Source organism: Faecalimonas nexilis (assembly GCF_059731825.1).
Genome location: NZ_AP029189.1, coordinates 3,465,378 through 3,491,976 on the forward strand (window position 1 = coordinate 3,465,378; position 26,599 = coordinate 3,491,976).

The window sequence follows — 26,599 nt, forward strand, 5'->3', positions numbered from 1 at the left end:
CAGTATAATTTAGTTTTTTCTATAAATCTACTCAATTGTTGCTGGTTTTTTTATTAATATTGTTTTTATAGCAAATTTTTAATAATTCACCTGTCATTTTTTGTAAAACATGCTCTATTTTTACAGAAATCTCACATATCATAAGTTGATTTTTCCAAAAAATCCGATTATACTTGTCATATCAGATACTAGACTTGATGAGAGACAAGGTGGAATAAGACATGAATTATAAAAGTATTGATTTAAAAGACTGCATTACTGTCGATAAGATTTTTACGATACACTATTTTGAATATATGAGTGACTTTTCTTTTCCAGGAGAGTCACATGATTTTTGGGAATTTATATGTGTAGACAAAGGTGACGTAAAGATTCGGATGGGTGATTCAGATATCATCTTAAAAAAAGGGCAGGTTGCCTTTCATAAGCCAAACGAATTTCACACCGTAGATGCAACAGGTACATCCGCGCCGAATCTGGTTGTGATTTCTTTTCGCTGCACGAATCCGGCAATGTCCTTTTTCAAAGAAAAGGTTTTAAAAATCGACGAATTAGAAAGAACTATTTTAGCTGACATTATCGCCGAAGCAAAAACAGTGTTCAAAGGACGGCTTGACGATCCTTATCAGACTGAGATGATTCGCTCAGCTTCTGCCACACCGGATGCCGAGCAACTGATTAAGATCCATTTAGAATATTTCCTGATTCACTTAATGAGAAGATACAACCAGACATCTGCAGTGCACTCTAACAGCACAGTTCCAGCTTTAAAAGTAACTAAGATGAAAAGTGATACGGAAGTGTTGAACCGAATTATTCATTATATGGAGACACACTTGAATTCGCGGATTACGATTGAGCAGATTTGCAAGGATAATATGATTGGACGCTCACAGCTTCAAAAATTATTCCAGCAAAAGACCGGTTTTGGTATTATCGAATATTTCTCCAACATGAAGATTGAGTCCGCAAAGGAGATGATTCGAACGGGGCATATGAATTTTACGCAAATTTCCGAACAGCTGGGGTATGCATCTATACATTATTTTTCAAGACAATTCAAAAAAATTACAGATATGACTCCTTCCGAATATGCTTCCTCTATCAAAGCTATGGCAGAAGGGGCTTTTGAGGAAAAAATATAAAAAACGGGCAAAACCCGTTTTTTTATATTTCTCGTGCAATAATCTGCAATGTCGGATATGCATACTCCAAAAATTCTCGATAGGCACACCCATCTTCCCACAAATAACTCCCCTGTTGGCGTTTACACCCACCTCGGCATATTTTCCAGAACGGACAGTCTTCGCAACTTCTTTCTGTCTTATTTTTTTTCTCCCAAAACCGTTTCCATCCATCGGAATTTCCTATTTCTTCTACACTGTGCTCCACAACATTGCCGCAACAGTATTCATCCAAAACATAAAAATCACACGGATACACGCTTCCATCTGCCTCTACAACAAACTGCATATTACAACTCCCCAACATCCCACACTGGTTTGGCACACGGTCAGTCAGCATTAACAAAATATTATCAAAAAGCGAAATACTTCTATATTCTCCTTTTCTATAATCTTCTAGCCATAAATCATACAGTGTCTTATAAAATTTTGCATATCCGTCCGGTCTCAATTGATACTCTGTCTTACAATGCAATTCTCCAAGACACGGTATACATTGCACATAGGAAAAACCTTGATTTTTTAAAAATGAATAAAACGCCTTTGCATGCTTGGATAATTTCTGTGTGATCACTGCTAAAATATTGAATTCTACCCCATATCGTCTCAAAACATCAATTCCATTCATAATATTCCTGTATATTCCGCTACCTTCACTATCTATTCTGAATTCATTCGTATTAGACTCATATCCATCAAGAGAAACTCCAACTAAAAATTGATTTTCCCGAAAGAAAACTCCCCACTCGTCATCTAGTAATGTTCCGTTTGTCTGAAGAACGTAACAGATTGTCCTGTTCTTTTTCTTACTATCGACATATACGACAAACTCTCGATAATACGAAAGCCCTGCTAGCGTTGGCTCCCCTCCTTGAAAAGCGAACACTACTGTCCCATCCTCATCCACCGCTTCAAATATTCTGTCAATTAAATGCTTCATCACCCCTTTCGTCATCACTCCATAAGACATCTGCTCCCTCTGCCTGCTCACATCTTCATAAAAACAATAACGACATCTCAGATTACAAAGTGAAGATGCTGGTTTGATCAACACTGACAAAAACTTCATACCCTTTCCTCCTCACAGAATACCATTGGTATTTTTTCTTTACACAATTCCATAAATCCTTTCGCTGCAGGCGTGAGATACTTTTTCTTATGATACGCAATCGAAAATTGCCGAGACAAATGAAATTCTTCCACTTGCAGCTGCTTGACCAATCCCCTTGCAAGCTCATCCCTTACCAAAAGATATGGCAAAATGGATATCCCCAATTTTTTTGCCACAGCTCGAATGATTGCCTGCGTACTGACACTCTCCCAAATCACTCTGTGATGAATCTGATGATATCCCAAGCTTTCCTCTATCATTTCCCGCACAGCGCTCCCCCGTTCCCTTAAAATCATCGGATACCTTTCCAAATCTATCAAGGAAATCTTTTCTTGCTTTACAAGTTCACTATTCGCTGCACAAATCAAGCACAAAGGATCTTCCATCAAATGCTCCATCTGAATTTGCTCATATTCTGTTTTTCCCTCTATCAATGCCAAATCCACTTCATTATTCAGTATATACTGTTCTATTGTCTTCGTGTTGCATACAGATACTTTGATCTCCACCTCCCGATATCTTTTCTGAAACTCCTCAATTAACTGAGGCAATATAAAATTTCCAATTGTAATACTTGAACCAATTCTCAATGTTCCTTTATTATTCCATGTCTTAACCTCCGTCTCCATCTCATCAAACATAGATACAATATGAAGCGCGTAATCGTAAAGCCATTTTCCTTGCTCTGTAATAGAAAGACGTTTTCCAATTCGGTCAAACAGCCTTATGTGATAGTAATTTTCCAGCTCTTGAATTGCTAAACTCACAGACGGCTGAGATACATGTAAAATTTCAGAAGCTTTTGTAATGCTTTCTTTTTGAAAAACAATCACAAAGGTCCTGAGATGTCTGATTGTCATAAATACCTCCTCTTATAAGCATTTCATTATAGATAATATAAAATAATACTATTTGCATTATATGATAACACCAACTATACTACTTGTATAGGAGGTTTTAATCTATGGAACAAAGCATAAGTAAAAAACAACTTTTGAAAAAATTATTTTTTTCCACATTATATCTCAGCACATTTACTTTTGGAGGAGGATACGTCATCGTCTCATTGATGAAAACAAAATTTGTAGATGAGCTTCATTGGATTGACGAGACTGAAATGCTGGATTTGATTGCAATTGCACAATCTTCCCCAGGAGCTGTAGCCGTCAATGGTGCCATTGTCGTAGGCTATAAATTGTGCAGAATTCCAGGTGTATTTTTTTCAATTCTCGGCGCAATTATCCCACCATTTTTCATTATCTCAATCATTTCTGGATTTTACACTTTATTTCAGGAAAATGAGGCTGTTCAAGCTCTCTTGAGCGGAATGCGCTCCGGCGTCGGTGCCGTAATCGTATCCGTCGTGTGGGACATGGGATCCGGAATCGTAAAACAGAAAAAAATTGCTCCGATTCTCATCATGCTTTGCGCATTCATTGCAAACTATTACTTAAAAATCAATATTGTTCTTATTATTTTAATATGCATTATATTGGCAGCAGCAAAAGCCATTATCACAGAACGGAGGAGAAGTCACAAATGATCTATTTACAATTATTCTTAAGCTATCTGCAGATCGGAGCATTTAGTTTTGGCGGCGGTTATGCCGCAATGCCTCTCATTCAGGCGCAAGTTGTTGAAAAATATCACTGGCTCAGCATGACAGAATTTGGCGATCTTGTGACGATTGCCGAGATGACGCCCGGACCGATCGCCATAAACTCCGCAACCTTCGTCGGCACACAGGTCGCCGGACTTTCCGGGGCACTCATCGCAACACTCGGATGTATTCTGCCATCCTGCATCATCGTTACTCTACTTGCAAAAATTTATATCCAATACCGCAATGTAAAAATCATGCAGGATATTCTCGGCACACTCCGCCCGGTTGTCGTCTCTATGATTGCTGTGGCAGGACTCGGAATCCTAAGCTCGGTATTCTTTCTTTCCGGAAAGTTCGCACCCGCTTTGTCTAACTTTAATATCCGAGGCATTATTTTCTTTGCCGGTGCTCTCCTCTGCCTTCGCAAAACAAAGCTCAGCCCGATTCTCATCATGGTCGGCTGCGGTATTTTAGAACTGCTTTATCAAACAATTTTTTAACCACAAAAAAGAGCGAAGTCAAAACTGACTTCACTCTTTTTACATTCTTATAAAATTACTCTTGTACGTATGGCATTAAAGCGATATGTCTTGCTCTCTTGATAGCTACTGTAAGAGCTCTCTGATGTTTTGCACAGTTTCCTGTGATTCTTCTTGGAAGAATTTTTCCTCTTTCAGAAACATATTTTCTTAATTTAGCCACATCTTTGTAATCGATTTCGTTATTTTCTTTTCCACAGAATACACAAACTTTTTTTCTTCTGCGTCCGCCTCTTCTCTTCATTGGAGAATCTGCTTTATTACCTTTATCGTAAGCCATTGTCAATACCTCCTATTTTACTCATCGAACACGACTGTTAAAATTTACTACACAATCAATATCGTCTAGCTGAATGGTAATTCCTCATCAATTCCGTCTGGAATATTCATGAATCCATCTCCGATGTCTGCACTTGGTGATGGACTAGGACTTGCCTGGTATCCACTGTTTGATGCGCTGGCCGCTTTGCTCTCTGCAAATTCCTGTTCCTCAACAACAACATCTGTTGTGTAAACTCTCACGCCGTCTTTGTTCGTATAGCTTCCTGTCTGAATACGACCGGTTACCGCAATCTTCACTCCCTGGCGCAAATACTTCTCTGCAAATTCTGCCGCTCTTCCGAAAGATACACAGTTGATAAAATCTGCTGTTGCATCTCCGTCACGTTTGAAACGGCGGTCAACTGCCAATGTATATCTGGCAACTGCATTTGCACTCTCGCCCTGCGAATATCTAACTTCTGGATCTCTTGTTAAACGTCCCATTAAAATTACTTTATTCATACGATTTCCTCTCTTCTCTTATGCTTCCTGTCTAACGCATAAATATCTGAGTACGTTATCCATGATACGAAGTCTTGCTTCCATCTCAGCTGGAACTGTAGCATCAGATTCGAAGTGGATGAAGTAGTAATATCCTTCTTTCATCTTCTGAATTTCGTAAGCTAATCTTTTCTTACCCCATTCATCAACGTCAGTTACGTTACCACCGAAACGAGCGATTAATTCTTTCACTTTTTCGATTGTAGCTGTTCTAGCGTCGTCTTCGATTTTTGCATTGACAACAACTGCTAATTCATATTTGTTCATGTCACTTGCACCTCCTTATGGTCTCTGGCTCCTGAATCACTCAGGAACAAGGAATAAAATAATATATCACAATTTGGCATTTTACCACATTTTCAAGCTCGGCGCAAGCACTTTATTGTTTTTTCTTTAATTCTCTTGTATTCTTTTCTACAAGCTTTCTCGCAATCATGATCTGATGTCCGCATCCTATACATTTGAGACGAAAATCAGCACCTACTCTTAATATCTCCCACTCAAAGCTGCCACATGGATGCTTTTTTTTCAGTCTTACAACATCTCCAACTTCATACATATCAGCCATATTCTGCCCCTTCCTATTTTACCGCTTCTTCTTTGATCATCACGCCATGCACCAAAAAACGTTCATCATCTCTGACATTGGTACATGTTGACAAACTAACAATCTTAGACGCCGTCGTCACCTCGGCGCTTGTCGGGTACGCCGACTGCTGCTTTATGTAATCGATATAAGTCTGGAACGCCGCATCATCTGCATAATCCATAATATAGCTGTCAGAAGTATCTTTTACCACGCCTGCCGAAAAAATCTCATATGTTCTTACTTTTCCGTCCGGTGTATAGATATAAAAATATGGATGTTCCTTGTAAAAACTGTCATCCTTATATTTCAGCAACTGCGCAAACATGGAGCCATTCTTCATGTTATGTCCATAAATAAATGTATTTCTTCCCGAAAAATCTCCCGGATTGTTCACATCCACAAACAGTGTTCCTAATTTATTTGTGTTTGCTTCAAACGTTCTTTTTAAGTATTCTTCGTTATCTCTTCCCTGAACGACCGGATAATTGATCTCTGACGGTTCGTCAAACCGAATCCATCCAACCACATCGGAATTCATCTCCAGCAATTTTTCAAAATCAACAGAAAACGTCTCTTCTTTCGTATCATCTTTTTTCTCTGTATTAATGACCAGATCCTGAATCTTTTGGTATTCTTTGTCACCTTTATTGTACTCCGAAAAAATACCATATAATTTGTACGCCGAAACCGCAAACACTACAATCGCAATCACAAGGATGATATTTGAAACAATATTGCTTCCACCCTTTTTCTTTCTTCTTCCCCGATGATGTTTCTTTTTGTTTTCTTCCGCCATCTCTTTTTACTCCTTCTTGTTTAATGTACAAAAAGGTGAATGCAATACATTCACCCCTTTCGCTCTTCTGTTTTAGCTCACTTTCAACTTGAACTTCTGAATCTCTTTTTCACTGGATACTCGTTCTATTATTCCGCCGAGACTTCTGAGTTTTTCTTCAAATCTCTCATATCCTCTCTGAATGTAAACAATATCATCCACGATCGTAATTCCATCCGCCGCAAGTCCTGCGATGCAAAGCGCTGCACCCGCACGTAAATCCGGAGCACTTACTCTCGCTCCCGAAAATCTCTCAACACCTTCAATCGTTGCAGAATTTCCTTCAATCTTAGCGATCGCTCCCATACGTGCCAGCTCATCTAAATATTTAAAACGATTTTCAAAAATACTTTCTGCGATAATACTTGTTCCCTCGCAAAGCGCAAGCGTCACACCAATCTGCGGCTGCATATCTGTCGGGAATCCCGGATACGGAAGCGTCTTTACCTGTGTGTGCTTCAAACGCGTCTTCGCAACTACACGTACAGCATCGTCAAATTCTTCAATCTCACACCCAATCTCTTCCAACTTCGCAATTGTAGCCTCCAAATGTTTTGGAATGACATTCAAAACAGTCACATCTCCTTTTGTAACTGCCGCCGCAAACATAAATGTCCCTGCCTCAATCTGATCCGGAATAATCGAATACTCCGTCTTATGAAGCTTTTCAACACCTTTGATCTTGATCACATCTGTTCCGGCGCCTTTGATGTTCGCTCCCATACTGTTCAGGAAGTTCGCAACATCCACTACATGTGGCTCTTTCGCAACGTTCTCAAGAATCGTAACACCTTCTGCCATCGCTGCAGCCATCATCACATTGATTGTGGCTCCAACACTCACAACGTCAAAATAAAGATGTGTTCCTTCTAATTTCTCTGCCTCGGCAATGATCTTTCCGTATTCAATCTCAACCTCGGCGCCCAATGCTCTAAAACCTTTCAGATGCTGGTCAATCGGTCTGCTTCCGATATTGCAGCCCCCAGGAAGCGCCACCTCAGCTCTTCTGTATTTTCCAAGTAATGCTCCTAGTAAATAATAAGATGCTCTGATCTTCTTGATATAGTCATACTCAATACTAAAATCCTGCACACCGGCTCCATTGATCCGCACTGTATGTCGGTCTATACGCTGAACCGTGGCTCCTATTCCTGCCATCGCTTCCAACAACACATTGATGTCATTCACATCCGGTAAATTCTCTATCGTAACAGTCTCATCTGTCATAATTGCCGCTGCTAAAATAGCTAATGCTGCATTCTTTGCTCCGCCTATCTCTACTTCCCCTACTAACGGATTTCCACCCTTAATAATATACTGTTCCATTTCACACCTCAATTATCAGATTTCCATTCCATGCTGAAACTTTTTCAGTCATACTTCTCCCAGTTTTATTTATACTTCTTTGCTATTATAACACAAAATGTATTTTTGTAAAATTATTTTTCCAAATATAAACCGAAATAGGAGGTCTGCGCCTCCTATTCTTCAAATAATTTCAATACATTTCCTATCGTCTCTTCAATTGTTAATCCGTCCTCGCAAATTGTATAATCCGCATACTTTTCGAATAGGCAAACCCTTTCTTCGTATAAATCCTTTAAAGTCTGCCCTTCTTTCAAGACAACTCCACGGCTTTTCGCATTTTGGATTCTTCTGTCTATTGTCTCATAGGATACCTTTAAATATACAACTGTTCCCGTTTTTTTGTAATGTTCCATTGCTTCTTCACAATATACAACACTGCCCCCCGGTGCAATCACCGCATTTTCCACATCCAAGTCCCGGTTAACCTGATTCTCTATTGCAAGAAATCCGTCATTTCCTTCCTGCGCGATAATCTCTTTGAGCAATCGCTTCTCCTGCTTTTGTATCAGCAGATCCGTATCCACAAACTCATATCCAAGCCGCTTGGCAACTACAACACCCACCGTACTTTTTCCTACAGCAGGCATTCCAATCAAAACAATATTTTTCATATGTATCTCTCCATTCCATTATTCAATCAGAAATAAAAATTCCTTCTGCATTTTCTATGATCGCACCTTCGCCGGAATAACTCCTGATACACCATAATCTGAATCATATCTCCCAACCAGTCCTCTTTCCGGCGTCTTCTGATCCCCATATGTTCCTGTGCTTCCATCTGCATTTCTTCCGGCTCTATCCCATCCAGTTCTTTCACTCTGTCGTAAATTCTTCTGCACATCATACGCATCTGCAGCTGATCCGGATATTCATCATAGACAACACTGCCTTCATATGCCATCCTGTCACACTCATCTTCCACATAGGGCAGCAACCTCTTTGCTGTCTCCGGATACATGCTTTTCATATACTCAAAATCACGCTGTTCTATTCGCTCATCATCATATTGTAAGGGCATCGGGTATGCCATATAATATGGTAATCGGTAATCCACAGGCTTGCACTTCCATTTCTATATACGCTCTAGTATATAGTATGCCAAAATATTTGAGATGTTCTATTCTTTCAGCGGAATTCCTCTTCCGTCTGTATTGATACTGCCGGTCAAGATCAAAATTCCTTCTATAAATCCCCATATTCCTGAAATAATACTTCCGATTCCACAGGTTGCCACCGTCAGAACAAGCTGAATAACCGCTTTTGTTGTATATCCCAAATAAAAATTATGCACACCTAGCGAGCCGAGAAAAATACCTAACAGTCCTCCTGCCAGCTTTGATTTCTGCTCCACCATAGGTCTTTGATTCACAAGACTCGCTCCGCACATCGTACAATATGTCATCCCGACATTGGTAGCATTTCCACAATTTGGGCAATAGTTATCCCCAGTTCCATTCGAAAATCCACAGTTTATACACACTGCAGCATTCGGATCAATCGGTTTTCCACAATTTCTGCAAAACATGTTTTCTTCCTCCTTATACTTTACGATTCTATCTTTTGTTTTTCTACTGTAATTTTACAATTTTTTTTATAAAAAGCAATGCCATAGCATAGTACTTCACGGTATCCATCACGCAAAAATTCTTCTTCATAATGCTTCATTCTGATTTGCTCCACTGCTTTCAAGCTACATTTTTCCATCTGGTGAAAGCTTTCAGACACCTTCAGCTCAAAAAGGATCACCGGTTTCTCTACATCCATACTTTTCAGGCAAATATCATATCTTCCATCACCGGACTCACGATTGGAGTAAGAATAATAGTCTCCCATTCCGCCAAAAATACCCATGAGAAATCCGTGATAAAAAGCTTCTTTTGTGTCGTAAAAACTAATCCCTTCACGCAAAAGCTCTGAAATCGTTTTTTCTAATCCAATTACCTCGCCCTCTGTTACATATCGATACAACTCTGAAAAATCTTTCTTTTTTACTTTTTTCCCAAACCAGGAAAGCACCGTATTTTTATAGATATAGAGAATCTCTTCATTCGGAATACTCATCGAAATATAACGAATCCCATCTCTCAGCGCCTCATCCACTTTCTTTAAGTAGCCTGTAAAAAACAAGAAATTCCAAATATTTTCCTCTGATTCCTCCACTCCGATATCCTCATACGTAATATCTTCGTGAATTGGTTTTTCAATGCTTTCCCCCTGGATCAGCAGCTCTATCTCCTGTTTTACTTTTATATCCGCCTTTTCTACTAAAGTTTTCACAATACTGTTCGAACTTGTATTTGCCCAAAATGGTCTTGGTAAAGATGTCATATCTGCCCAAATCAACTCCACATAATTCAATACACTCCAGGGATTATATACTTCCGTCCGTCCAAATACATATCCATCATACCATCTTTTCACTACATCCGCGAAATCACTTCTATCATAAAATGCAAGAATCTCATCTACTTCTTTTTGTGTAAAACCAAAATGCTCTGAATACATTGGATTCGTAATGGAGATAATCTTCAGATTGTTCAATCCTGTAAAAATACTCTCTTTCGAGATTCGAAGACAACCTGTGATCACAGCAAACTCCAAGCTGTCATTCGTCTTCAACGCTGACTCAAAAAGAGATCTGATCAGCGGAATCATCTTCTCATAAAAGCCTCCAAAATAAGAGTTCTCCAGTGGGACATCATACTCATCGATCAGGATAATTACTTTTTCTCTATAACTTTTCGCCAGACAAGCTGACAGAAAACGCAGTGCATCCAGATAATCTGCATCCGTTCCCTTAACATCGCGTATTGCAAGAAAGCGTTCTTTTTCTTCTTCCGTCAATTTCCCAATTTTCAAAAGTTCTTCATGTCTGCCAAATTCCTCGGCAATCATTTTCTTCATCTGTATATAAGACAAGTCGAAATTCGCCTGCTTCATTGTTTTTAGTGAAATACTGATAACCGGATATCTCGATATGTGCTTTAAATACTTTTCCCCGGCAGCCATAATTTCCAACCCCTGAAAAAGCTTCCGAGCATCACAGTAATCTTTTTCAAAAAAGCACTGTAACATGCTAAGTCCCAGTGTCTTACCGAAACGCCTTGGTCTTGTAAACAAATTAACTTTTCCCCGCATATCCAAAAGTTCTTTTATCAACAACGTTTTATCTACGTAATAATACCCCTCTTGTATCATTTCCTTAAAATTGTCCACTCCGATTGGAAACGGTTTAAATCCCACTTTCTCACTTCCTTTCCGCATCATTATTTACTAATATTATAGCTTGTTATATACTCTTTTAGCAAGAAAAAAGATGTCCGTAATTAAACAGACACCTTTTCAGTCCACTGCACACCTTCGGCAAGCACTGTGATCTTCTCCTGCAGGATTTCCACAAAGCCACCAGACACAGTTACTTTTTTCATCTCTGTGCCCTTGTGTATCTTCATCACACAAGGCTCCAGAATTGTCGTCAGCGGGATATGGTTCTTGTAAACTCCCATATCGCCGCCCACAGATGTGAATTCCAAAAAGCTTGCTTCCCCTTCGTAGAACATCTCCTCCGGAGAAATAATTTTCAACTCAAACATATTATTTTCTGCCATGCGCACACACCTCTACTTTACTCTGGCAAGTACGTCATCAATATTTCCCGCATTCAAGAAATAACCTTCCGGAATATCATCATGTTTTCCTTCCAAAATTTCTTTGAATCCCTGTACTGTCTCACTGATTGGCACATATCGCCCCTCAAGCCCTGTAAACTGTGTCGCGACAAAGAATGGCTGAGATAAAAATCTTTGTATCTTTCGCGCACGTGATACAGTGAGCTTATCTTCCTCTGAAAGCTCATCCATACCGAGCATTGCAATAATATCCTGTAATTCTTTATATTTCTGCAGCACTTCCTGTACACCGCGCGCCACCTTGTAATGCTCTTCGCCCACGATATTCGGGTCGAGCATTCTCGACGAAGAGTCAAGTGGATCTACTGCCGGATAAATACCAAGCTCTGTGATTGCACGGGAAAGTACGACTTTCGCATCCAGATGGGCAAATGTCGTAGCCGGAGCCGGGTCAGTCAAGTCGTCCGCAGGCACATAGACAGCCTGAACAGACGTGATTGATCCGTTCTTTGTCGATGTGATACGCTCCTGCAAAGCCCCCATCTCCGTCTGCAATGTCGGCTGATATCCTACCGCAGAAGGCATACGTCCCAAAAGCGCGGACACTTCCGATCCTGCCTGTGTAAAACGGAAAATATTGTCGATAAACAAAAGTACGTCTTTTCCACCTTTGTCACGGAAATATTCTGCCATCGTAAGACCTGTAAGCCCTACGCGCATACGCGCTCCAGGCGGCTCATTCATCTGCCCGAACACCATCGCCGTCTTATTGATTACTCCTGATTCCTGCATCTCATAATAAAGGTCATTTCCCTCTCTTGTACGCTCTCCGACACCTGTAAATACAGAATATCCACCGTGTTCTGTCGCAATATTTGTGATCAGTTCCTGAATCAGCACTGTCTTTCCCACACCAGCTCCACCGAACAGACCAATTTTTCCACCTTTCTGATATGGGCAGAGAAGGTCTACGACTTTGATACCTGTCTCAAGCATCTCCGCCTCAGTTGCCTGTTCCTCAAACGAAGGAGCCTTTCTGTGAATCGGCTCATATTCAACATCTGTCGGAGCCGGTTTCTCATCAATCGGTTCACCGAGGACATTAAAGATACGCCCCAGTGTATTCTCTCCTACCGGCACGGAAATTGCAGCTCCTGTGGCAACCGCTTCCATCCCCCGGACTAAACCGTCCGTCGGTCCCATGGCGATACATCTCACCACATCATCTCCTAGATGCTGTGCAACCTCCACCACAAGTCTGCTTTTATCCTGTCTTGTGATCTCGATTGCTTCGTTAATCTCCGGAAGATGTCCGTCTGCGTATTTGATATCTAAGACCGCACCGATAATCTGAGTGATTTTTCCTATATTTTTTTCTGCCATTTTTTCACTCCTCTATCCGATAGCTTCCGCTCCGGCTATAATTTCTGTTAATTCCTGTGTGATCGCTCCCTGACGGGCGCGATTATATTTTAATTCCAAATCATCAATAATCTCTTCTGCATTGTTTGTTGCAGAGTCCATCGCCTGCATACGGGCGCCGTTCTCGCTTGCAACCGCCTCCACAAAAGCGCCGTACAAAATACTTGTCATATACTTCGGAATGAGAAGACTGATCGCCTCCTCTTCATTCGGCTCAAAATTCATCAATACGGACTCTTTCTTTTCTTCTGCAGGCACAGTTTCTGCACTCACCGGAAGCAGTTTCATCAGCTTCGGAATATGACTGACCGTATTTTTAAACTCTGTATACGCCACATAGATTTCTCCGACTTCTCCTTTTGAGAAATCATCAAGCAGTCTCTCCCCGATCCGGCGTGCATCTGCATACGTCGGTTCGTCAATGATGTCCGAGTAATCCTCTGCAATTTGATATCCTTTTCTTGCAAGACTTTCCACACCTTTTCTGCCGACTGTGTAAAGCCGGATACGTTCTTTTTCTATCCCGCTTTCCACAATTAGTCTTGCAATATTTGCATTGTATCCGCCCGCAAGACCGCGGTTTGAGGTCACTGCCACAACCGCAACATTTTTGGAATCACTTTTTCGCAAATACGGATGCTCTATATTGCCCGCCTTCGCAAGCATGGAAGTCACTGTCTGATACATATATTCAAAATACGCCTTCGAGTTCTCTGCACGCATTCTTGCTTTTTGCAGCTTTACAGTCGAAACAAGCTTCATGGCTTTGGTGATCTGCTGCGTATTTTGAATACTTCCGCGGCGTCTTTTTATCTCTCTCATGGATGCCATGATCGTCTTCCTCCTTTTTTACTGATGTGTGAACTGTAGCTTGAACTCTTCAATCGCTTTTACAAGCGCAGCTTCATTTTCTTCTGTGATAACCTTTTCCGTCTTAATTGATTCCGGAATCTCCGGATATTTTGTCTGGATAAATTCAAACAGTTCTGTCTCAAAACGTAAAATATCTTCCACCGCAATGTCAAGCAGATGTTTTCTCGTCGCCGCATAGATGATGATTACCTGATACTCTACCGGCATCGGCTTGTACTGCGGCTGTTTTAATACTTCTTTGATTCGTACTCCCTGTGCAAGTCGTTCTTTTGTATCTGCATCTAATTCAGATCCAAACTGTGCAAATGCCGCAAGTTCACGGTACTGTGCAAGATCGATACGAATCGGTCCCGCAATCTTCTTCATCGCCTTGATCTGTGCCGAACCGCCTACACGCGACACAGAGATCCCCGGATTGACCGCAGGTCTAAAACCGGCGTTAAACATCTCTGTCTCAAGGAAAATCTGTCCGTCCGTGATTGAGATGACATTCGTCGGAATGTAAGCAGATACATCACCTGCCTGTGTCTCAATGATCGGGAGCGCAGTTAATGAACCACCGCCTAATTTATCTGATAATCTGGCTGCTCGTTCCAATAATCTGGAGTGCAGATAGAATACATCTCCCGGATAAGCCTCACGTCCTGGCGGTCTGCGAAGAAGTAAGGAAAGAGTACGATAAGCTGTCGCATGTTTGGACAAATCATCATACACGATCAGTACGTCCTCTCCATTTTCCATCCACTCTTCTCCCATCGCACATCCTGAGTACGGTGCGATGTACTGAAGCGGTGCAAGCTCACTTGCCGTTGATGCGACAACGGTTGTGTAATCCATCGCCCCGTATTCTTCAAATACCTTCACAATATTTGCCACTGTAGATGCCTTCTGACCAATGGCAACGTAAATACATTTTACTCCCTGCCCTTTTTGATTGATGATCGTATCAATCGCAATCGCAGTCTTTCCTGTCTGTCTGTCCCCGATGATCAGCTCACGCTGTCCTCTTCCAATCGGAACCATAGAATCAATCGCCTTGATTCCGGTCTGCAGCGGCGTATCTACAGATTTACGCGCAATAACTCCGGAAGCAACTCTTTCTATCTGTCTGAAATTTGTCGCCTGAATCGGTCCTTTTCCATCAATCGGCTGTCCTAATGCGTTCACGACACGTCCAAGCATGCAGTCCCCTACCGGAACCTCCACTACTCTTCCCGTCGTCTTTACCGTATCTCCCTCGTTGATATTTCTCTGATCCCCTAAAAGAACTGCACCTACATTGTCTTCTTCCAGGTTCAGCACCATACCATACACTTCGCCAGGGAACTCTAACAGCTCTCCCTGCATCGCATTTTCCAGTCCGTGGATACGTGCAATACCATCGGCTACCTGAATAACCGTTCCCACATCCGATACTTCTAACTCCGATGCGTATCTTTTAATCTGTTCTTTAATGACAGAGCTGATTTCTTCTGGTCTTAAGTTCATGGAGCGAATCCACCTTCCTTCTGTTTTATAGTTGAATTTTTCTTAAATTTTTCGACAGCTCATATAGCTTTGTCCGAATACTGCTGTCAACAATGCGATCCCCGATCCGAATGACCATGCCGCCAATCAGCGACGAATCCACTTCATAATTCATCTCGAACTTCTCATAAGAGGTCATCTCCAAAAGTTTTTGTTCTACCTTTTCTTTCTGCTCCCCGCTCAGTTCAATTGCTGTCACCACTCGGGCACTTCCAATCTTCTTCTCTTCTTTCACAAGTCCGATAAAATATTTGAACACGGCACACATATCTTTCGCATGCCCTTTTTTGATGAGAAGCGTCATCAGTCCGATGATCTCTTTTGGGATCTTTTGCGAAAATGTCTCCTCGACAATTTTTATTTTTTCTTCTTTTCCAATATTGGGATGATTCATCAGTTTGCTAAATTCTTCATTTGCCCACAAACTATCCACCACACACACTGCCGCCTCAAAGAATTCGTCAATGCACTCTTCTTCACAGGCGACTGCAAACAGTGCATCTCCATATGTCTTCGAAACTAACTTAGCCATGTATGATCACCCATCTCTTTCAACGTCTCATCAATAAGACCTTCTTGTACTTTTGTATCAATCGAAGCTGCTACCACTTTTCCTGCCATCATAGATGCAATGGTAATCATTTCCTGTTTCATATCATCCAACGCCCGTTTTTTTTCTAACTCAATCTGGGCATTGGCATGCTCTATAATACGGGCTGCCTCTTCTTTTGCCTCCGCAACGATCTTTGCCTCATTCTGCATCGCTTTTTTGCGCGCAGCGCTTAAGATCTCCTGCGCTTCTTTATCTACTTCTTTCAGCTTTCTGTCATACTCTTCTTTGTATGCGATTGCCTCCTGTTTTTCCCGCTTTGCAGTCTCCTGATCATCCAGAACACGCTGTCTGCGCTTTTCAAGCAGACTCCTGACCGGATTAAACAGAAGATACGAAAGAATCGTAAATAAAAGCAGCATACTCAAGCCAAGCACAACCGCATCAAACAGAAACTGTGCGTCGAGTGTAAATAAACGATCCAAGGTTCAGCCTCCTTCCTTCTCGTTTTCTTTTTTATTTTTCTTACAACTTTCCTAACAGTGGGTTTGCAAACAAGAGAATCAATGCGATAACCAGACTGTAAAGACCTGTCGTCTCCGCAACTGCCTGTCCAAGTAACATTGTAGATGTAATATCAGATTTTGCTCCCGGATTTCTTCCTACTGCTGCCGCACCGTGTCCGGCTGCCACACCTTGTCCGATACCAGGTCCGATACCTGCGATCATCGCTAACCCCGCTCCAATTGCTGAACAAGCTAAAATTAATGCTTCGTTTGTAATTTGACTCATAATAAATTCCTCCTAAAAATCTTCTTCTAATTTTACTCTTAAATTAATCCGGTATCTTATCACTTACAAATACCATCGTCAACATACAAAATACGTATGTCTGAATTGCCCCTGAAAAGACGTCAAAGTAGGCATGCAGAAAACCTGGCCATATGATTGCAATCTGCGAAAGCAGACCATACAGCAAGGCCATGATAACCGTTCCTGACAAGACGTTTCCGAAGAGACGAAGTGACAACGAAAACGGAACGGCAATCTCCCCAATCAGGTTGATCGGGAATAAAAACGGCAGTGGTTTGAACAAGTTGGTGAACGCTCCAACTTTGTTATACCTGATATTATTAAACTGTATCAGGAAAAATGTGATCACACCAAGCGGAAATGTAACTCCATAATCTGCTGTCGGTGGTCTCAATCCCAAAAGTCCCGAGAGATTACTGAACAAAATAAACAAAAACAAGGTCCCTATATAGTTTCGGTAAGGAATCCCTTTTTTGCCCATGCCACTTTTCACCATGCCATCCAGCATCTCCACAACGTATTCCACTGCATTTTGAAACCTTCCCGGCTTCCCGTCAGTATCCTGCAATTTTACCCTTGCAATAAGTGCAAGTATAATCAGTCCCAGACATATGAGCAGTATACTGACATGCGTCGTCGTAAGGTATAGCTCCTGCCCAAACAGTTCAAACTTCAAAAGGCTGTGTATCATAAAGTCAGCCTCTTTTGCAGCAACTATCCCTAATCCATTTCCCACATAATTCCCCTCCTTTACTTAGATTTTTTTAATTTTAAAAATAGTTTATGCATATACGGCTGTAAATACGCCGATATTTTTAATGCAATCAGTCCGGCAAGCAGAGTAAGAGGATTCCCCAAATCAAAATAGAGTACGCATCCCATCAAAATCAAAACTACCGTTATCCTCAGTGCATACGTCATTCTGACATGTTTTACCGCGCCTGTCTCTCCAAGATCCAATGCATCTTCTATGGAGTGCTTCATATGAATCGCCATTCCGCTTCCAATTGCCACTCCACTCCACAATCCAATCGCATTATACAAATCGTTCGGAAAAGCAATCAGGCAGACGATCTGCACTGCCACGCCTACCAGAATAATTCCGGTAACCAATTCCAACAATGTATTATCTTTTTTCATCTTTGCCTTCCTCTTTCTTTTCTTCCAGGTCTTCATTCGCATGTCTTACAAGCAGATAAACATTACGCATCCCTGCCAATACTCCCAATATAATAAAAGGGATCGTAACCGGAAGTTTGAACTTTTCTTCCAGCCATCCGCCCACCCAGACACACAGCAGAATCGGAACGATCATGCTGATTCCCAGCTGAGTAATCAATGCAAATGTCCTGTACACACTTTTTTTGTATTTCATAGTGTCACCTCAATCTTACAACATATAACTATCTACGTCCAGCAATTTGTCGTATTTTTTTATTTTTTATTGTTAATTTTTGCACAAAAAAGATAGTTTTCTGTCGTCTGTATTATTTTTTATATATTTCAAAACAAAAGAGGGGCTTTAATCCCACTCTAAACGGTGTAAATGCCCCTCTTTTGTCATATTCTGAAATTCATTTTGTCTCAGTGCTTCATATAATACAATTGCCACGGAATTCCCGAGATTCAAAGATCTGATATCTCCCACCATAGGAATACGGATACTGTCCTCCTTGTGGTGTATCAAAATCTCCTCCGGAATCCCTGCGCTCTCTTTTCCAAACATAATATAGCAGTCCGGCTCATAATTCACATCAGTATATACATTCGGTGCTTTTGTCGTTGCCATATAAATTTTTGCTCCTGGATTTTTCTCCATAAAATCCTGAAAATCAATATACGTTGTCACGTCCAGATCATCCCAATAATCCATTCCTGCACGCTTGATCGCTTTTTCATTCAATCGGAAGCCTAGTGGCTCGATCAGATGGAGACGTGTGTTTGTAGCAACACAGGTTCTCCCGATATTTCCGGTATTTGCCGGAATCTCCGGCTCAAATAATACAATATTCAACATCTTACATTACCTTTCATTTCTCAGTCGGTCAATAAATCTGCCAAGACGCCCAATCGCCTCTTTCAGGTCTTCCAAAGAATATGCATACGAAATACGAAGGAATCCCTCACCACAGTCTCCGAACGCAGTTCCCGGAACGACCGCCACCTTTTCTTCTTCCAATAATCTTGTCGCGAATTCTTCTGACGTCATCCCAAACTCTTTGATATTTGGGAAAATATAGAATGCGCCAAACGGCTCAAAGCATTCAAGCTTCATCCGTTTGAATTCATGCACAAGGAAGCGTCTTCTCTGATTATAAGACTCACGCATCTCCTTTACTTCTTCATCACAGTTGCGAAGTGCCTCCACCGCCGCATACTGGCTGTTTGTCGGCGCACACATAATCGCAAACTGATGAATCTTCACCATCTGCTCGATGATGTTCGCAGGACCGCACGCATAACCAAGCCGCCAGCCGGTCATCGCATACCCCTTTGAAAATCCATTGATCAGAATCGTGCGCTCTTTCATTCCCTCAAAACTTGCGATTGACACATGCTCTCCTTTATAGCTGAGCTCTGAGTAAATCTCATCCGAGATTACGAACAGATCATGCTTCTTCACAAGTTCCACAATCGGTTCCAAATCTTCTTTTGTCATAATAGAACCCGTCGGGTTATTTGGAAACGGCATGACAAGAATTTTTGTCTTCGGTGTAATAGCGGCTTCAAGCTCCTCTGCTGTGAGCTTAAATTCATTCTTATGCTGCAGCGGAATCACGACCGGAACTCCGTCTGCAAGAATTGTGCAAGGCAGATAGGAAACGTAGCTTGGCTGTGGAATGAGAACCTCATCCCCCGGATCCAGCATGGCACGCAGTGCAATGTCAATCCCTTCGCTTCCCCCTACAGTTACGATCACTTCATGATTGTAATCATATTGTACATTCACTTTTCTATCTAAGTATTTACAAATTTCTATTTTTAATTCTTTCAGACCAGCATTCGATGTATAAAATGTGCGCCCTTTTTCCAATGTATAGATTCCTTCCTCCCGAATACGCCAAGGCGTATCGAAGTCCGGCTCTCCTACTCCAAGTGAAATCGCATCTTTCATTTCATTTACCACGTCAAAAAATTTACGAATTCCTGACGGCTGAATGCCAACCACTTTCTGTGATAATGGATTTCTCATTACGGTGTCACCAACATCCTTTCTGATTCTGCTTTTTTCACAAGTATCGTTCCATGATCCTTATATTTTTTCAGGATAAAATGTGTCGCCGTGCTGATTACAGCCTCAACCGGAGAAAGCTTTTCCGATACAAACTGGGACACCTCTTTTAATGTTTTTCCATCCAGTGTCACCAGAAGATCATATCCTCCGGAAATCAGATAGACTGCATTCACTTCCGGATAATTGTAGATACGCTCTGCGATTCTGTCAAATCCTTGATTTCTCTGTGGAGTCACTTTCACCTCAATCAGTGCAGTCACTTTTTCCGTTCCGACTTTATCCCAGTCGATCAACGTATGGTAACCGCAGATAATCTTTTCCTTTTCCATCTGTGCAATCTCATTTGCCACAGTCACCTCATCTGTCCCAAGTAACACTGCCAGCTCGCCCAAATCTACACGGCTGTTCTTTTCGATATATTTTAAAATTGTTGTTCTCATAAACTCTCCTTACTTTGACTCATACATCTTTAATAATTCATCCGGCGCCGGTCTGTCAAGATATCTTTTCTCTTCGCCGCCCAAAATGACTCTTGCAGTATCTACAGTCGTCCTTCCAAGAACGACCGCCTGTCTCCCTTCTTTTTGGAATTTCTCTACAAGCTTCTCGCCATCCTCTGCAAAGATCAAAACACTTCCCGCCGATGTAAGCTGATACGGATTCAGATGAAAATATTCACAAATCTCCACCGTCTCCTGTCTGATCGCCATCTTTTTCAAATCAACCTCAATCCCCACACCGGAGCTTTCCGCCATCTCCCATAAAGCTGCCAGAATCCCGCCCTCGGTAATCTGGTGCATCGCTGATACCCCCGCTTTTTTTGCAGTCTGCAGTTCATCGACAGAGAACAGTTCTCCTTCCATCTGTCGAATCGGATTCAAAAATGCCGGGATAAACCGTCTTGACAATTCTTCTTCTTTTTCCCGCATCACGCGCAATGTTCCTTCCAGCGCAATCCACTTTAAAAGCACGATATCCTGTCCCGGTTTCCCCATACAGCTTCTTAGAAGTTCTTCCTTCTTTAATACGCCCATACCATTCACATATACGATTGCCTGATTGATTGCGGGACTTGTCTCCGCTTTGGCACATATAATCTGAATACCATGCGCGCTTCCCGCTCGTTCCACATACTCAATCATCGCTTTCAGACGCGATTCATACGCATACGGCGGGAGCATAATATATACTGCTGCCGCCACAGGCACTGCCCCGCGGGTTGCAAGATCATTCGCCGCCTGCGCAAGCGCAAACACGCCCAAATCTTTCTCGTTTCCATATAGAACAGCGGTAGAAGATAACACTTCCTCCCCCTCTCCTGTTTTTATCCCATAACACATCTCTTCTACAGACGGAGGAAACATCGATTCTTCTCTATGAAATTGTAATGGTTTTAAAAGCGAACGCTTTAACACGGTCTGAGATACTTTTCCTACCTTCATAACTTCCTCCTTACTCTGTCGGCGCTTCCGGCGGTGTCGCATTCTGTGTGTTCTGTGCTTCCTCTTCCGCCTTTTGTGCCGCCTCCTCAATCTTTGCCTTCGCCTCGGCAATTGCATTGTTGATCTGCCCTTCATCCTGCGTGGCAATTGCCGCCTTGACGAGCGCCGAAGCCTCCGCATTATCTGATGCCGTTCCCACATTCACTGTAACCGGTGATGCGCTGTATGTGCTGTTGTTGAAAATACCTCGGCTCACTTCCTGTCCATTTTCATAGACAACCTTCCAAAGTCTCGCCGTCTTTCCCGTATGTCCTGAACCACTCTTTGTCATCACGCCAAGTGAGTCCCCGGACTCGACAAACTTCTTTCCTGCCGGTGTTGTGCTCAGCGTCTCGCTGACAAACTCAATACTCCGGTTCGCATTTCTTGTCTCTTTTCCATAAATTGTAAATGTAAGATTCCCGCCCGATATATATCCTTCAATATAAATCGGTGTCTCTGTATTATTCTTGAATTTTAAATCTTTATAGTCACCTGCGATTGCAGCATCCATAGATGGCTTCACATAATCTACCAGCATGGAATGTGGATGTCTCTGCGTCACCTCCAGTTCCGCAAGGATCATGGCATTGTAAAGTGTTGTGGACACCTGGCAGATTCCGCCGCCCATACTCTGCACAACCTTCCCATTCTCATAAGAGCCCGCTTCTGTAAACCCATTCTCAGTTGTATAAGGCTCCATCGCTGCGTTGGCAGAGTATTCCTCGCCCGGCATCACCACAGCTCCATTGATATGCGCTGTTCCGGACTCAATGTTCTGGACTCTTCCGCCTCCGCTTCCACAATATGTCGTAAATGTTCCAAGTGTATCCTGAATCGTCTCGAGCTGCTCCCGCGTAACATCCGGTACATCTGAGACAGACACAAGATCTACAGATGCCTCTTTCTTATTCCATTTCTTATTTAAATATGTCTCAATGGCTTTTACTGAGGCTTCTGCATCAATCGTCTTTCCCTGAACTTCATCTGTAATGACAAATGCGCCGTTCTCACGAGTAATCGTCGCATTTGTTGCCGCTTTTTCCAGTGGCTGTGCCTTTGCTTCAAAAACTGCTTTTGCCTTCTCGCTGTCAATCTGATATGCTGCGGAAATGACTTTCTTTTCTTTGTCAAGCTTTTTCACTTCAAAGTAACGACTCCAAATACTTCCACCTTTTCCGTAAGCAAGAGCCTTTTCTACAAGCTTATCCACATCTTTTATCGTAAAACCAAGCTCACCCAATGTCACCTGTACATTCTCTTCTTCTATGCGAAGCGAAATGCTCTGCTCCTGATATTTTTTAATCTTTGCTTCCACTGCTTTTTTGGCATCTGATTTTTTCATACCGGACACATTCACCGTCTCAATATAGACATTGTTATAAATCTCATTGTCCGCAGTGCTCTTCACCCGGCTTCGAAAGACAAAATAAACAATTCCCAACACAACAAGAATCGAAAACGCAATGATTCCCGCCGTCGCAAGCACTTTCCGTCTCCTTTTTACGCTCATTTTCCGCTTTCTATTCTTTGCCGTTTTTTGCATAACCAATCCTCTCTACACTAAATATGGAATCACACTTGTTGCAACCATCGCCACTATAATAATCATGATCGTAACCGCCATGATTCTTCTTACTTTTTTGTCATAAAAATTCATTGATCACACCTCGATTTTATACATTTCTTTACATTTTAAACTCTTTACTGTATTTTTGCAAGAAACATTGTTGAAATCTTATTCCGTCTCGATTTCAGTTACTGCTGCCTGGTGCGTCAGCCTGCTTCTATTCTGATAATCAAATAAAATGAATTTCTCTTTTTCTTCACATGTCCCAAGTACATCATAATGGAATTTTTCAATATGAGTCATTTTTCGCAACTGTCTTTTATCGTATGCTTCGTATCCGATCAAATATTGATGCTCTTTTGATTCCGTCTCATAAAACGCATTCAGCCAGTCCTTTGACACTTCATGCTCTCCCGCAAATTCCGGTCGGTTTTTGACGTTCTCGCGAAAATACAGATCAAATGTCAAAAGTTCTCGGTAAAGTCTCTCGCGTTCTTTATGTTTCTCTCTGACAAATCCAAGTAAAATCTCATATCTTGTAATTCTGGAATGACTCATCAGATGCAGTTCATGATTCTCATAATATCTGCCAAGTTCCTGATACAATACAAATGGTGATGCATACTCTTCTTCCAATTTTCGCAGGCAATACGAAAACTGCCCACTGTTATAGTAGACCTCCACCATCTCTTCCACACTCTTTAACCGCATCATCTCTTCATATGACAGCCAGTTTGTGTAGAGCACCTCATACGGCGGCCGGCTCTTATATACAAGTCCATAACGTTCCTTCTGCGATTCCATATAAGAACCTTTCAGCACTTTCAAAAATCCAAGCTGAAGCTGTTCCGGATGGAGCCGATACACATCATCAAAAGATTTTTGAAAACTCTCCATACCTTCATACGGAAGTCCTGCGATTAAGTCCAGATGCTGATGCACATTTTCCCCCTGATTGATGCGCTGCACAATACGTGCCACTTCCTCAAACCGCATCGTTCGCCGAATCTCACGAATCGTCTGTTCATTTGTAGACTGCACCCCGATCTCAAGTTGTATCAATCCCGGACGCATCGACTCAATCAGCTTCAATTCTTCTTCATTCAGCAAATCCGCCGCCACTTCAAAATGAAAATTCGTGATCCCTTTGTCATGCTCCTTGATATATTTCCAAATGGCAATCGCATGCTTATGATTACAGTTAAAAGTTCGATCCACAAACTTCACCTGCGGCACTTCCTCATCGATAAAAAACTGAAGCTCTTTTTCTACCAATTCAAGTTTGCGGAAACGCAAACATTTGTCTATCGAAGAAAGGCAGTAACTGCAGGAAAACGGACATCCTCTGCTCGACTCATAGTAGATGATCTTATTTTTAAAATCTGCCATATCATGGTACACAAACGGAACCTCACTCAAATCCATAACTTCACGCCATGAATTCTGTAAAAATTCTCCCTCTTCTCCACGGTAGGCAATTCCTTTAATCTCCGAAAGCTGCATATCTTTTCCGTGATAATACTCCACCACTTCCAAAAATGTCTTTTCTCCCTCTCCGAAGATCACTCCTGTCACTTCCGGAAGACGTTCCAGCACATCTTTTGTATCGTAGGATACCTCTGGTCCCCCCACCCAGATTGGAACACTCGGGAATATCTTTCCAAGCTCTCGAACCAGCTCTTCCACATAAGACAGGTTCCATATATAGCAGGAAAAACATAAGATATCCGGTTTTTTCTTATATAAATCCATCAAAATATCGTCTATCTGCTGATTGATCGTATATTCTGCAATCTGTATCTCATCCTTATACTGCTGCGCATACGCTCTCAGACTGTACACAGCCAGATTCGAATGAATATATTTCGCATTAATCGCCGCCAAAACAATGTTCATAACATATCTCTCCTTTTCTTTTTGTATCTGAAAATCAAATTTCCTGATATAGTAAAAATGCTATTGTATAGACAATCTCAAACTGTCCATACAATAGCATTTTTCTTTTCGTGCGTTACACTTCGAACTCGCTCCATGAACGTTACTTTTGCAGTTAACTCAGCCCAGGCACCCTCACGGCACCCGGAAGGTTCTGCTTAGTGCTGCTTCGTTCCCGACCTGACACGGTTCACAGATTCCCGTCGCGTGAGACCCAAACATCAACGCCACTTTCAAAAGGCAGCTCCACAAATAAAAGCCCTCCGTGTAACATCACCCCTACTATAGCGGATTGTAGGTACAAGGCACCGCTAACGCCCCGGCTGCACGAGTCTATATTATACTCTCCAGACAGTATATTTGTCAATGCTATTCATTAAAATCGATAAATTCTATGTAACAGTTCAGCCTTATAGTTAAGTCAGTGCTTTTCGCTTTCTGTTCATTTCACACAGGTGGGAAATCATTTCATCGGACCATATATTACCTGTTTCCTCCGTATTTTTGCGGAGATAACGGATAATATGGACATTACATTCTGCGTGTTCTGTTCCGAAATGGTACAAAGTGGTTTCGTGGTCATGAAGAAGCGTTCCTACATAACATTTCAGGAAATTCAGTTATTTTAACGCATCTATGGATTTACTGCTCATTGCATGGTAGATAACACTGTTGTCTGTGCTGAAATTTCGGATATAGTTCAGTTTCCCATTCACAGTTACGGTTGTAGCATCAGTTGCCACAACTTTTTGGTTCAGCTGTTCTTTTTCTAGATTTATAATGCTTGTAACCGATACATTCTCCATTTTTTTGCAAAAATCATAAATGCTTCCTTCCGATAAGTTCAATTCCCCGTTACCTACTGAATTCAGGAAAGATGCAATTCTGTCATTTGACATAACGCCTTCGCTGTACAGGGAAACTGCCAGCGCTTTTACATTTGCTCCGTAGGTAACGTCACTGCGGTATTCAGCAGGAATACGTAAAACCCCATTCTCATCTGCATAAATGCGGACTTCTGTGATTACGGGTTCTACCGCCAAGTCCACCACATATTTTGTGACATATTTTTGTCCGGATGTATTACCGATCGTTTTCACTTCATGTCTGTATCTTCCGGAAGCAATTTTTTCCTCTATTTCAGCTTTTGAAAGTGTTGTCCCTTTATGGCCTTTCTGTCCACCTGTTTTACGTTCCGTTTTTTTCTTCCGTTATAGGTATTGGCAGGCTTTCCTTTTTGGTCGGCAGAGGGTGGAAGGGAAGTGTTAGAACTGTCATTGTTAATGATGCTTTTCAAACGTGCATTATCATCCTTGAGCAGTTGGTTTTCCTGGCGTAAGAGCAGATTTTCTTTTTTTAAATCTGCAATTTCAGTTTTTAATTCCCCTGTTTCCTTTTTGTGTTCTTTTTCAATGGTATCCAGACGCCCCATGATTTCCATGAGCTGTTGGTACATTCCGTTTTCATAGCTGCTTTTTCTTCCCATGAGGCATCTCCTTCCGTCCGTTCATGA

Annotated in this window: 33 protein-coding genes and 1 other RNA gene; 3 read left to right on the forward strand and 31 right to left on the reverse strand. The window is 41.7% G+C overall.

Annotation, left to right across the window (positions count from 1 at the left end; all coding sequences use genetic code 11):
• Positions 1 to 221: 221 nt before the first annotated feature.
• A complete protein-coding gene (locus tag AC6I5B_RS17165) occupies positions 222 to 1,145 on the forward strand; it encodes an AraC family transcriptional regulator (RefSeq protein ID WP_497773493.1) in 924 nt (307 codons plus the stop codon).
• Between the two features lie 22 nt (positions 1,146 to 1,167).
• On the opposite strand, the gene AC6I5B_RS17170 is transcribed toward AC6I5B_RS17165, so the two are convergent.
• Together AC6I5B_RS17170 and AC6I5B_RS17175 are read right to left on the reverse strand one after the other, a co-directional pair.
• A complete protein-coding gene (locus AC6I5B_RS17170) occupies positions 1,168 to 2,253 on the reverse strand; it encodes a radical SAM/SPASM domain-containing protein (RefSeq protein ID WP_004612978.1) in 1,086 nt (361 codons plus the stop codon).
• The gene (locus AC6I5B_RS17175; protein WP_004612979.1) at positions 2,250 to 3,155 is read right to left on the reverse strand and encodes a LysR family transcriptional regulator; all 906 of its coding nucleotides are present in this window, start codon (positions 3,153 to 3,155) and stop codon (positions 2,250 to 2,252) included. Before AC6I5B_RS17175 ends, AC6I5B_RS17170 begins: the two co-directional genes overlap by 4 nt.
• Before the next feature lie 104 nt (positions 3,156 to 3,259).
• Here AC6I5B_RS17175 and AC6I5B_RS17180 point away from each other — a divergent pair, with 104 nt between their 5' ends.
• Complete coding sequence (locus tag AC6I5B_RS17180; RefSeq protein WP_004612980.1) at positions 3,260 to 3,838, forward strand: chromate transporter; 579 nt, start codon at positions 3,260 to 3,262, stop codon at positions 3,836 to 3,838.
• A complete protein-coding gene (locus tag AC6I5B_RS17185) occupies positions 3,835 to 4,398 on the forward strand; it encodes a chromate transporter (protein ID WP_004612981.1) in 564 nt (187 codons plus the stop codon). Before AC6I5B_RS17180 ends, AC6I5B_RS17185 begins: the two co-directional genes overlap by 4 nt.
• Positions 4,399 to 4,453: 55 nt before the next feature.
• Here AC6I5B_RS17185 and rpsR read toward each other — a convergent pair whose 3' ends face one another.
• The 29 genes from rpsR to AC6I5B_RS17330 all read right to left on the reverse strand — a co-directional run bounded on the left by rpsR (position 4,454) and on the right by AC6I5B_RS17330 (position 26,572).
• A complete protein-coding gene (gene rpsR, locus AC6I5B_RS17190; RefSeq protein WP_004612982.1) occupies positions 4,454 to 4,717 on the reverse strand; it encodes a 30S ribosomal protein S18 in 264 nt (87 codons plus the stop codon).
• Positions 4,718 to 4,782: 65 nt separating this feature from the next.
• Positions 4,783 to 5,220: a single-stranded DNA-binding protein gene (locus tag AC6I5B_RS17195; protein ID WP_004612983.1), complete on the reverse strand. Its 438-nt coding sequence runs from the start codon at positions 5,218 to 5,220 to the stop codon at positions 4,783 to 4,785.
• A gap of 18 nt (positions 5,221 to 5,238) precedes the next feature.
• Positions 5,239 to 5,526: a 30S ribosomal protein S6 gene (rpsF, locus tag AC6I5B_RS17200; protein WP_004612984.1), complete on the reverse strand. Its 288-nt coding sequence runs from the start codon at positions 5,524 to 5,526 to the stop codon at positions 5,239 to 5,241.
• Positions 5,527 to 5,638: 112 nt separating this feature from the next.
• Entirely contained in the window at positions 5,639 to 5,827 is a 189-nt protein-coding gene (locus tag AC6I5B_RS17205; protein ID WP_004612985.1) for a DUF951 domain-containing protein, read from the reverse strand.
• 13 nt (positions 5,828 to 5,840) lie between these two features.
• Positions 5,841 to 6,644 carry a class B sortase gene (gene srtB / locus AC6I5B_RS17210; RefSeq protein WP_004612986.1) on the reverse strand — a complete coding sequence of 268 codons (804 nt, stop codon included), beginning with the start codon at positions 6,642 to 6,644 and terminating at the stop codon, positions 5,841 to 5,843.
• Between the two features lie 72 nt (positions 6,645 to 6,716).
• Positions 6,717 to 8,009 carry a UDP-N-acetylglucosamine 1-carboxyvinyltransferase gene (gene murA / locus AC6I5B_RS17215; RefSeq protein ID WP_004612987.1) on the reverse strand — a complete coding sequence of 431 codons (1,293 nt, stop codon included), beginning with the start codon at positions 8,007 to 8,009 and terminating at the stop codon, positions 6,717 to 6,719.
• A 155-nt stretch (positions 8,010 to 8,164) separates the two neighbouring features.
• A complete protein-coding gene (locus AC6I5B_RS17220; protein ID WP_004612988.1) occupies positions 8,165 to 8,662 on the reverse strand; it encodes a shikimate kinase in 498 nt (165 codons plus the stop codon).
• A 26-nt stretch (positions 8,663 to 8,688) separates the two neighbouring features.
• A complete protein-coding gene (locus tag AC6I5B_RS17225) occupies positions 8,689 to 9,105 on the reverse strand; it encodes a hypothetical protein (RefSeq protein WP_022250704.1) in 417 nt (138 codons plus the stop codon).
• 63 nt (positions 9,106 to 9,168) lie between these two features.
• The gene (locus tag AC6I5B_RS17230) at positions 9,169 to 9,576 is read right to left on the reverse strand and encodes a TM2 domain-containing protein (protein ID WP_022250703.1); all 408 of its coding nucleotides are present in this window, start codon (positions 9,574 to 9,576) and stop codon (positions 9,169 to 9,171) included.
• Between the two features lie 20 nt (positions 9,577 to 9,596).
• Positions 9,597 to 11,294 (reverse strand): AAA family ATPase, encoded by a 1,698-nt coding sequence (locus AC6I5B_RS17235; protein ID WP_022250702.1) that lies wholly within the window; start codon positions 11,292 to 11,294, stop codon positions 9,597 to 9,599.
• A gap of 83 nt (positions 11,295 to 11,377) precedes the next feature.
• The gene (gene atpC / locus AC6I5B_RS17240) at positions 11,378 to 11,659 is read right to left on the reverse strand and encodes an ATP synthase F1 subunit epsilon (protein ID WP_004612992.1); all 282 of its coding nucleotides are present in this window, start codon (positions 11,657 to 11,659) and stop codon (positions 11,378 to 11,380) included.
• A 12-nt stretch (positions 11,660 to 11,671) separates the two neighbouring features.
• Positions 11,672 to 13,063 carry a F0F1 ATP synthase subunit beta gene (atpD, locus tag AC6I5B_RS17245; RefSeq protein ID WP_004612993.1) on the reverse strand — a complete coding sequence of 464 codons (1,392 nt, stop codon included), beginning with the start codon at positions 13,061 to 13,063 and terminating at the stop codon, positions 11,672 to 11,674.
• A 12-nt stretch (positions 13,064 to 13,075) separates the two neighbouring features.
• Positions 13,076 to 13,933, reverse strand: coding sequence for an ATP synthase F1 subunit gamma (gene atpG / locus AC6I5B_RS17250; protein WP_004612994.1), 858 nt, complete (start codon positions 13,931 to 13,933; stop codon positions 13,076 to 13,078).
• Positions 13,934 to 13,951: 18 nt separating this feature from the next.
• Positions 13,952 to 15,463, reverse strand: coding sequence for a F0F1 ATP synthase subunit alpha (gene atpA / locus AC6I5B_RS17255; RefSeq protein WP_004612995.1), 1,512 nt, complete (start codon positions 15,461 to 15,463; stop codon positions 13,952 to 13,954).
• 25 nt (positions 15,464 to 15,488) lie between these two features.
• The gene (gene atpH, locus AC6I5B_RS17260; RefSeq protein ID WP_497773494.1) at positions 15,489 to 16,034 is read right to left on the reverse strand and encodes an ATP synthase F1 subunit delta; all 546 of its coding nucleotides are present in this window, start codon (positions 16,032 to 16,034) and stop codon (positions 15,489 to 15,491) included.
• Complete coding sequence (gene atpF, locus AC6I5B_RS17265) at positions 16,022 to 16,537, reverse strand: F0F1 ATP synthase subunit B (RefSeq protein WP_004612997.1); 516 nt, start codon at positions 16,535 to 16,537, stop codon at positions 16,022 to 16,024. The genes atpH and atpF overlap by 13 nt, the downstream gene beginning before the upstream one ends.
• Positions 16,538 to 16,577: 40 nt before the next feature.
• Positions 16,578 to 16,844, reverse strand: a complete 267-nt coding sequence (gene atpE, locus AC6I5B_RS17270) for an ATP synthase F0 subunit C (RefSeq protein ID WP_004612998.1) — start codon at positions 16,842 to 16,844, stop codon at positions 16,578 to 16,580.
• Between the two features lie 43 nt (positions 16,845 to 16,887).
• Complete coding sequence (gene atpB / locus AC6I5B_RS17275) at positions 16,888 to 17,601, reverse strand: F0F1 ATP synthase subunit A (protein WP_004612999.1); 714 nt, start codon at positions 17,599 to 17,601, stop codon at positions 16,888 to 16,890.
• Positions 17,602 to 17,615: 14 nt separating this feature from the next.
• Positions 17,616 to 18,005 (reverse strand): hypothetical protein, encoded by a 390-nt coding sequence (locus AC6I5B_RS17280; protein ID WP_004613000.1) that lies wholly within the window; start codon positions 18,003 to 18,005, stop codon positions 17,616 to 17,618.
• A complete protein-coding gene (locus AC6I5B_RS17285; protein ID WP_022250700.1) occupies positions 17,992 to 18,240 on the reverse strand; it encodes an AtpZ/AtpI family protein in 249 nt (82 codons plus the stop codon). The genes AC6I5B_RS17280 and AC6I5B_RS17285 overlap by 14 nt, the downstream gene beginning before the upstream one ends.
• 147 nt (positions 18,241 to 18,387) lie before the next feature.
• Positions 18,388 to 18,882, reverse strand: a complete 495-nt coding sequence (locus AC6I5B_RS17290; RefSeq protein WP_497773495.1) for a tRNA (cytidine(34)-2'-O)-methyltransferase — start codon at positions 18,880 to 18,882, stop codon at positions 18,388 to 18,390.
• A 6-nt stretch (positions 18,883 to 18,888) separates the two neighbouring features.
• Positions 18,889 to 20,058 carry an aminotransferase class I/II-fold pyridoxal phosphate-dependent enzyme gene (locus AC6I5B_RS17295; RefSeq protein ID WP_004613003.1) on the reverse strand — a complete coding sequence of 390 codons (1,170 nt, stop codon included), beginning with the start codon at positions 20,056 to 20,058 and terminating at the stop codon, positions 18,889 to 18,891.
• Positions 20,058 to 20,540: an Lrp/AsnC family transcriptional regulator gene (locus tag AC6I5B_RS17300; protein ID WP_004613004.1), complete on the reverse strand. Its 483-nt coding sequence runs from the start codon at positions 20,538 to 20,540 to the stop codon at positions 20,058 to 20,060. The genes AC6I5B_RS17295 and AC6I5B_RS17300 overlap by 1 nt, the downstream gene beginning before the upstream one ends.
• Positions 20,541 to 20,549: 9 nt before the next feature.
• On the reverse strand, positions 20,550 to 21,542 hold the full coding sequence (locus tag AC6I5B_RS17305; protein WP_004613005.1) for an AIR synthase-related protein: 993 nt from the start codon (positions 21,540 to 21,542) through the stop codon (positions 20,550 to 20,552).
• A gap of 10 nt (positions 21,543 to 21,552) precedes the next feature.
• Positions 21,553 to 23,127: a VanW family protein gene (locus AC6I5B_RS17310; protein WP_497773496.1), complete on the reverse strand. Its 1,575-nt coding sequence runs from the start codon at positions 23,125 to 23,127 to the stop codon at positions 21,553 to 21,555.
• Positions 23,128 to 23,319: 192 nt separating this feature from the next.
• Positions 23,320 to 25,047 carry a B12-binding domain-containing radical SAM protein gene (locus AC6I5B_RS17315; RefSeq protein ID WP_004613007.1) on the reverse strand — a complete coding sequence of 576 codons (1,728 nt, stop codon included), beginning with the start codon at positions 25,045 to 25,047 and terminating at the stop codon, positions 23,320 to 23,322.
• Positions 25,048 to 25,155: 108 nt separating this feature from the next.
• Positions 25,156 to 25,417: signal recognition particle sRNA large type (gene ffs / locus AC6I5B_RS17320), an RNA gene on the reverse strand.
• 289 nt (positions 25,418 to 25,706) lie between these two features.
• Complete coding sequence (locus AC6I5B_RS17325) at positions 25,707 to 26,186, reverse strand: hypothetical protein (protein ID WP_004613008.1); 480 nt, start codon at positions 26,184 to 26,186, stop codon at positions 25,707 to 25,709.
• A 35-nt stretch (positions 26,187 to 26,221) separates the two neighbouring features.
• Positions 26,222 to 26,572, reverse strand: a complete 351-nt coding sequence (locus tag AC6I5B_RS17330) for a hypothetical protein (RefSeq protein ID WP_004613009.1) — start codon at positions 26,570 to 26,572, stop codon at positions 26,222 to 26,224.
• Between the last annotated feature and the right edge of the window lie 27 nt (positions 26,573 to 26,599).

Bases quoted from the DNA above. Each gene is read 5' to 3' on its own strand.
- rpsR (WP_004612982.1), bottom strand. From the start codon at position 4,717: ATGGCTTACGATAAAGGTAATAAAGCAGATTCTCCAATGAAGAGAAGA.
- AC6I5B_RS17300 (WP_004613004.1), bottom strand. From the start codon at position 20,540: ATGAGAACAACAATTTTAAAATATATCGAAAAGAACAGCCGTGTAGAT.
- atpD (WP_004612993.1), bottom strand. From the start codon at position 13,063: ATGGCAGAAAAAAATATAGGAAAAATCACTCAGATTATCGGTGCGGTC.
- AC6I5B_RS17230 (WP_022250703.1), bottom strand. From the start codon at position 9,576: ATGTTTTGCAGAAATTGTGGAAAACCGATTGATCCGAATGCTGCAGTG.
- AC6I5B_RS17220 (WP_004612988.1), bottom strand. From the start codon at position 8,662: ATGAAAAATATTGTTTTGATTGGAATGCCTGCTGTAGGAAAAAGTACG.
- rpsF (WP_004612984.1), bottom strand. From the start codon at position 5,526: ATGAACAAATATGAATTAGCAGTTGTTGTCAATGCAAAAATCGAAGAC.
- AC6I5B_RS17330 (WP_004613009.1), bottom strand. From the start codon at position 26,572: ATGGGAAGAAAAAGCAGCTATGAAAACGGAATGTACCAACAGCTCATG.
- srtB (WP_004612986.1), bottom strand. From the start codon at position 6,644: ATGGCGGAAGAAAACAAAAAGAAACATCATCGGGGAAGAAGAAAGAAA.
- AC6I5B_RS17165 (WP_497773493.1), top strand. From the start codon at position 222: ATGAATTATAAAAGTATTGATTTAAAAGACTGCATTACTGTCGATAAG.
- AC6I5B_RS17180 (WP_004612980.1), top strand. From the start codon at position 3,260: ATGGAACAAAGCATAAGTAAAAAACAACTTTTGAAAAAATTATTTTTT.
- AC6I5B_RS17280 (WP_004613000.1), bottom strand. From the start codon at position 18,005: ATGAAAAAAGATAATACATTGTTGGAATTGGTTACCGGAATTATTCTG.
- atpC (WP_004612992.1), bottom strand. From the start codon at position 11,659: ATGGCAGAAAATAATATGTTTGAGTTGAAAATTATTTCTCCGGAGGAG.
- atpE (WP_004612998.1), bottom strand. From the start codon at position 16,844: ATGAGTCAAATTACAAACGAAGCATTAATTTTAGCTTGTTCAGCAATT.
- AC6I5B_RS17175 (WP_004612979.1), bottom strand. From the start codon at position 3,155: ATGACAATCAGACATCTCAGGACCTTTGTGATTGTTTTTCAAAAAGAA.
- murA (WP_004612987.1), bottom strand. From the start codon at position 8,009: ATGGAACAGTATATTATTAAGGGTGGAAATCCGTTAGTAGGGGAAGTA.
- atpH (WP_497773494.1), bottom strand. From the start codon at position 16,034: ATGGCTAAGTTAGTTTCGAAGACATATGGAGATGCACTGTTTGCAGTC.
- AC6I5B_RS17315 (WP_004613007.1), bottom strand. From the start codon at position 25,047: ATGAACATTGTTTTGGCGGCGATTAATGCGAAATATATTCATTCGAAT.
- AC6I5B_RS17170 (WP_004612978.1), bottom strand. From the start codon at position 2,253: ATGAAGTTTTTGTCAGTGTTGATCAAACCAGCATCTTCACTTTGTAAT.
- AC6I5B_RS17290 (WP_497773495.1), bottom strand. From the start codon at position 18,882: ATGTTGAATATTGTATTATTTGAGCCGGAGATTCCGGCAAATACCGGA.
- AC6I5B_RS17185 (WP_004612981.1), top strand. From the start codon at position 3,835: ATGATCTATTTACAATTATTCTTAAGCTATCTGCAGATCGGAGCATTT.
- AC6I5B_RS17195 (WP_004612983.1), bottom strand. From the start codon at position 5,220: ATGAATAAAGTAATTTTAATGGGACGTTTAACAAGAGATCCAGAAGTT.
- atpA (WP_004612995.1), bottom strand. From the start codon at position 15,463: ATGAACTTAAGACCAGAAGAAATCAGCTCTGTCATTAAAGAACAGATT.
- AC6I5B_RS17295 (WP_004613003.1), bottom strand. From the start codon at position 20,058: ATGAGAAATCCATTATCACAGAAAGTGGTTGGCATTCAGCCGTCAGGA.
- AC6I5B_RS17305 (WP_004613005.1), bottom strand. From the start codon at position 21,542: ATGAAGGTAGGAAAAGTATCTCAGACCGTGTTAAAGCGTTCGCTTTTA.
- AC6I5B_RS17310 (WP_497773496.1), bottom strand. From the start codon at position 23,127: ATGCAAAAAACGGCAAAGAATAGAAAGCGGAAAATGAGCGTAAAAAGG.
- atpG (WP_004612994.1), bottom strand. From the start codon at position 13,933: ATGGCATCCATGAGAGAGATAAAAAGACGCCGCGGAAGTATTCAAAAT.
- AC6I5B_RS17205 (WP_004612985.1), bottom strand. From the start codon at position 5,827: ATGGCTGATATGTATGAAGTTGGAGATGTTGTAAGACTGAAAAAAAAG.
- AC6I5B_RS17285 (WP_022250700.1), bottom strand. From the start codon at position 18,240: ATGAAATACAAAAAAAGTGTGTACAGGACATTTGCATTGATTACTCAG.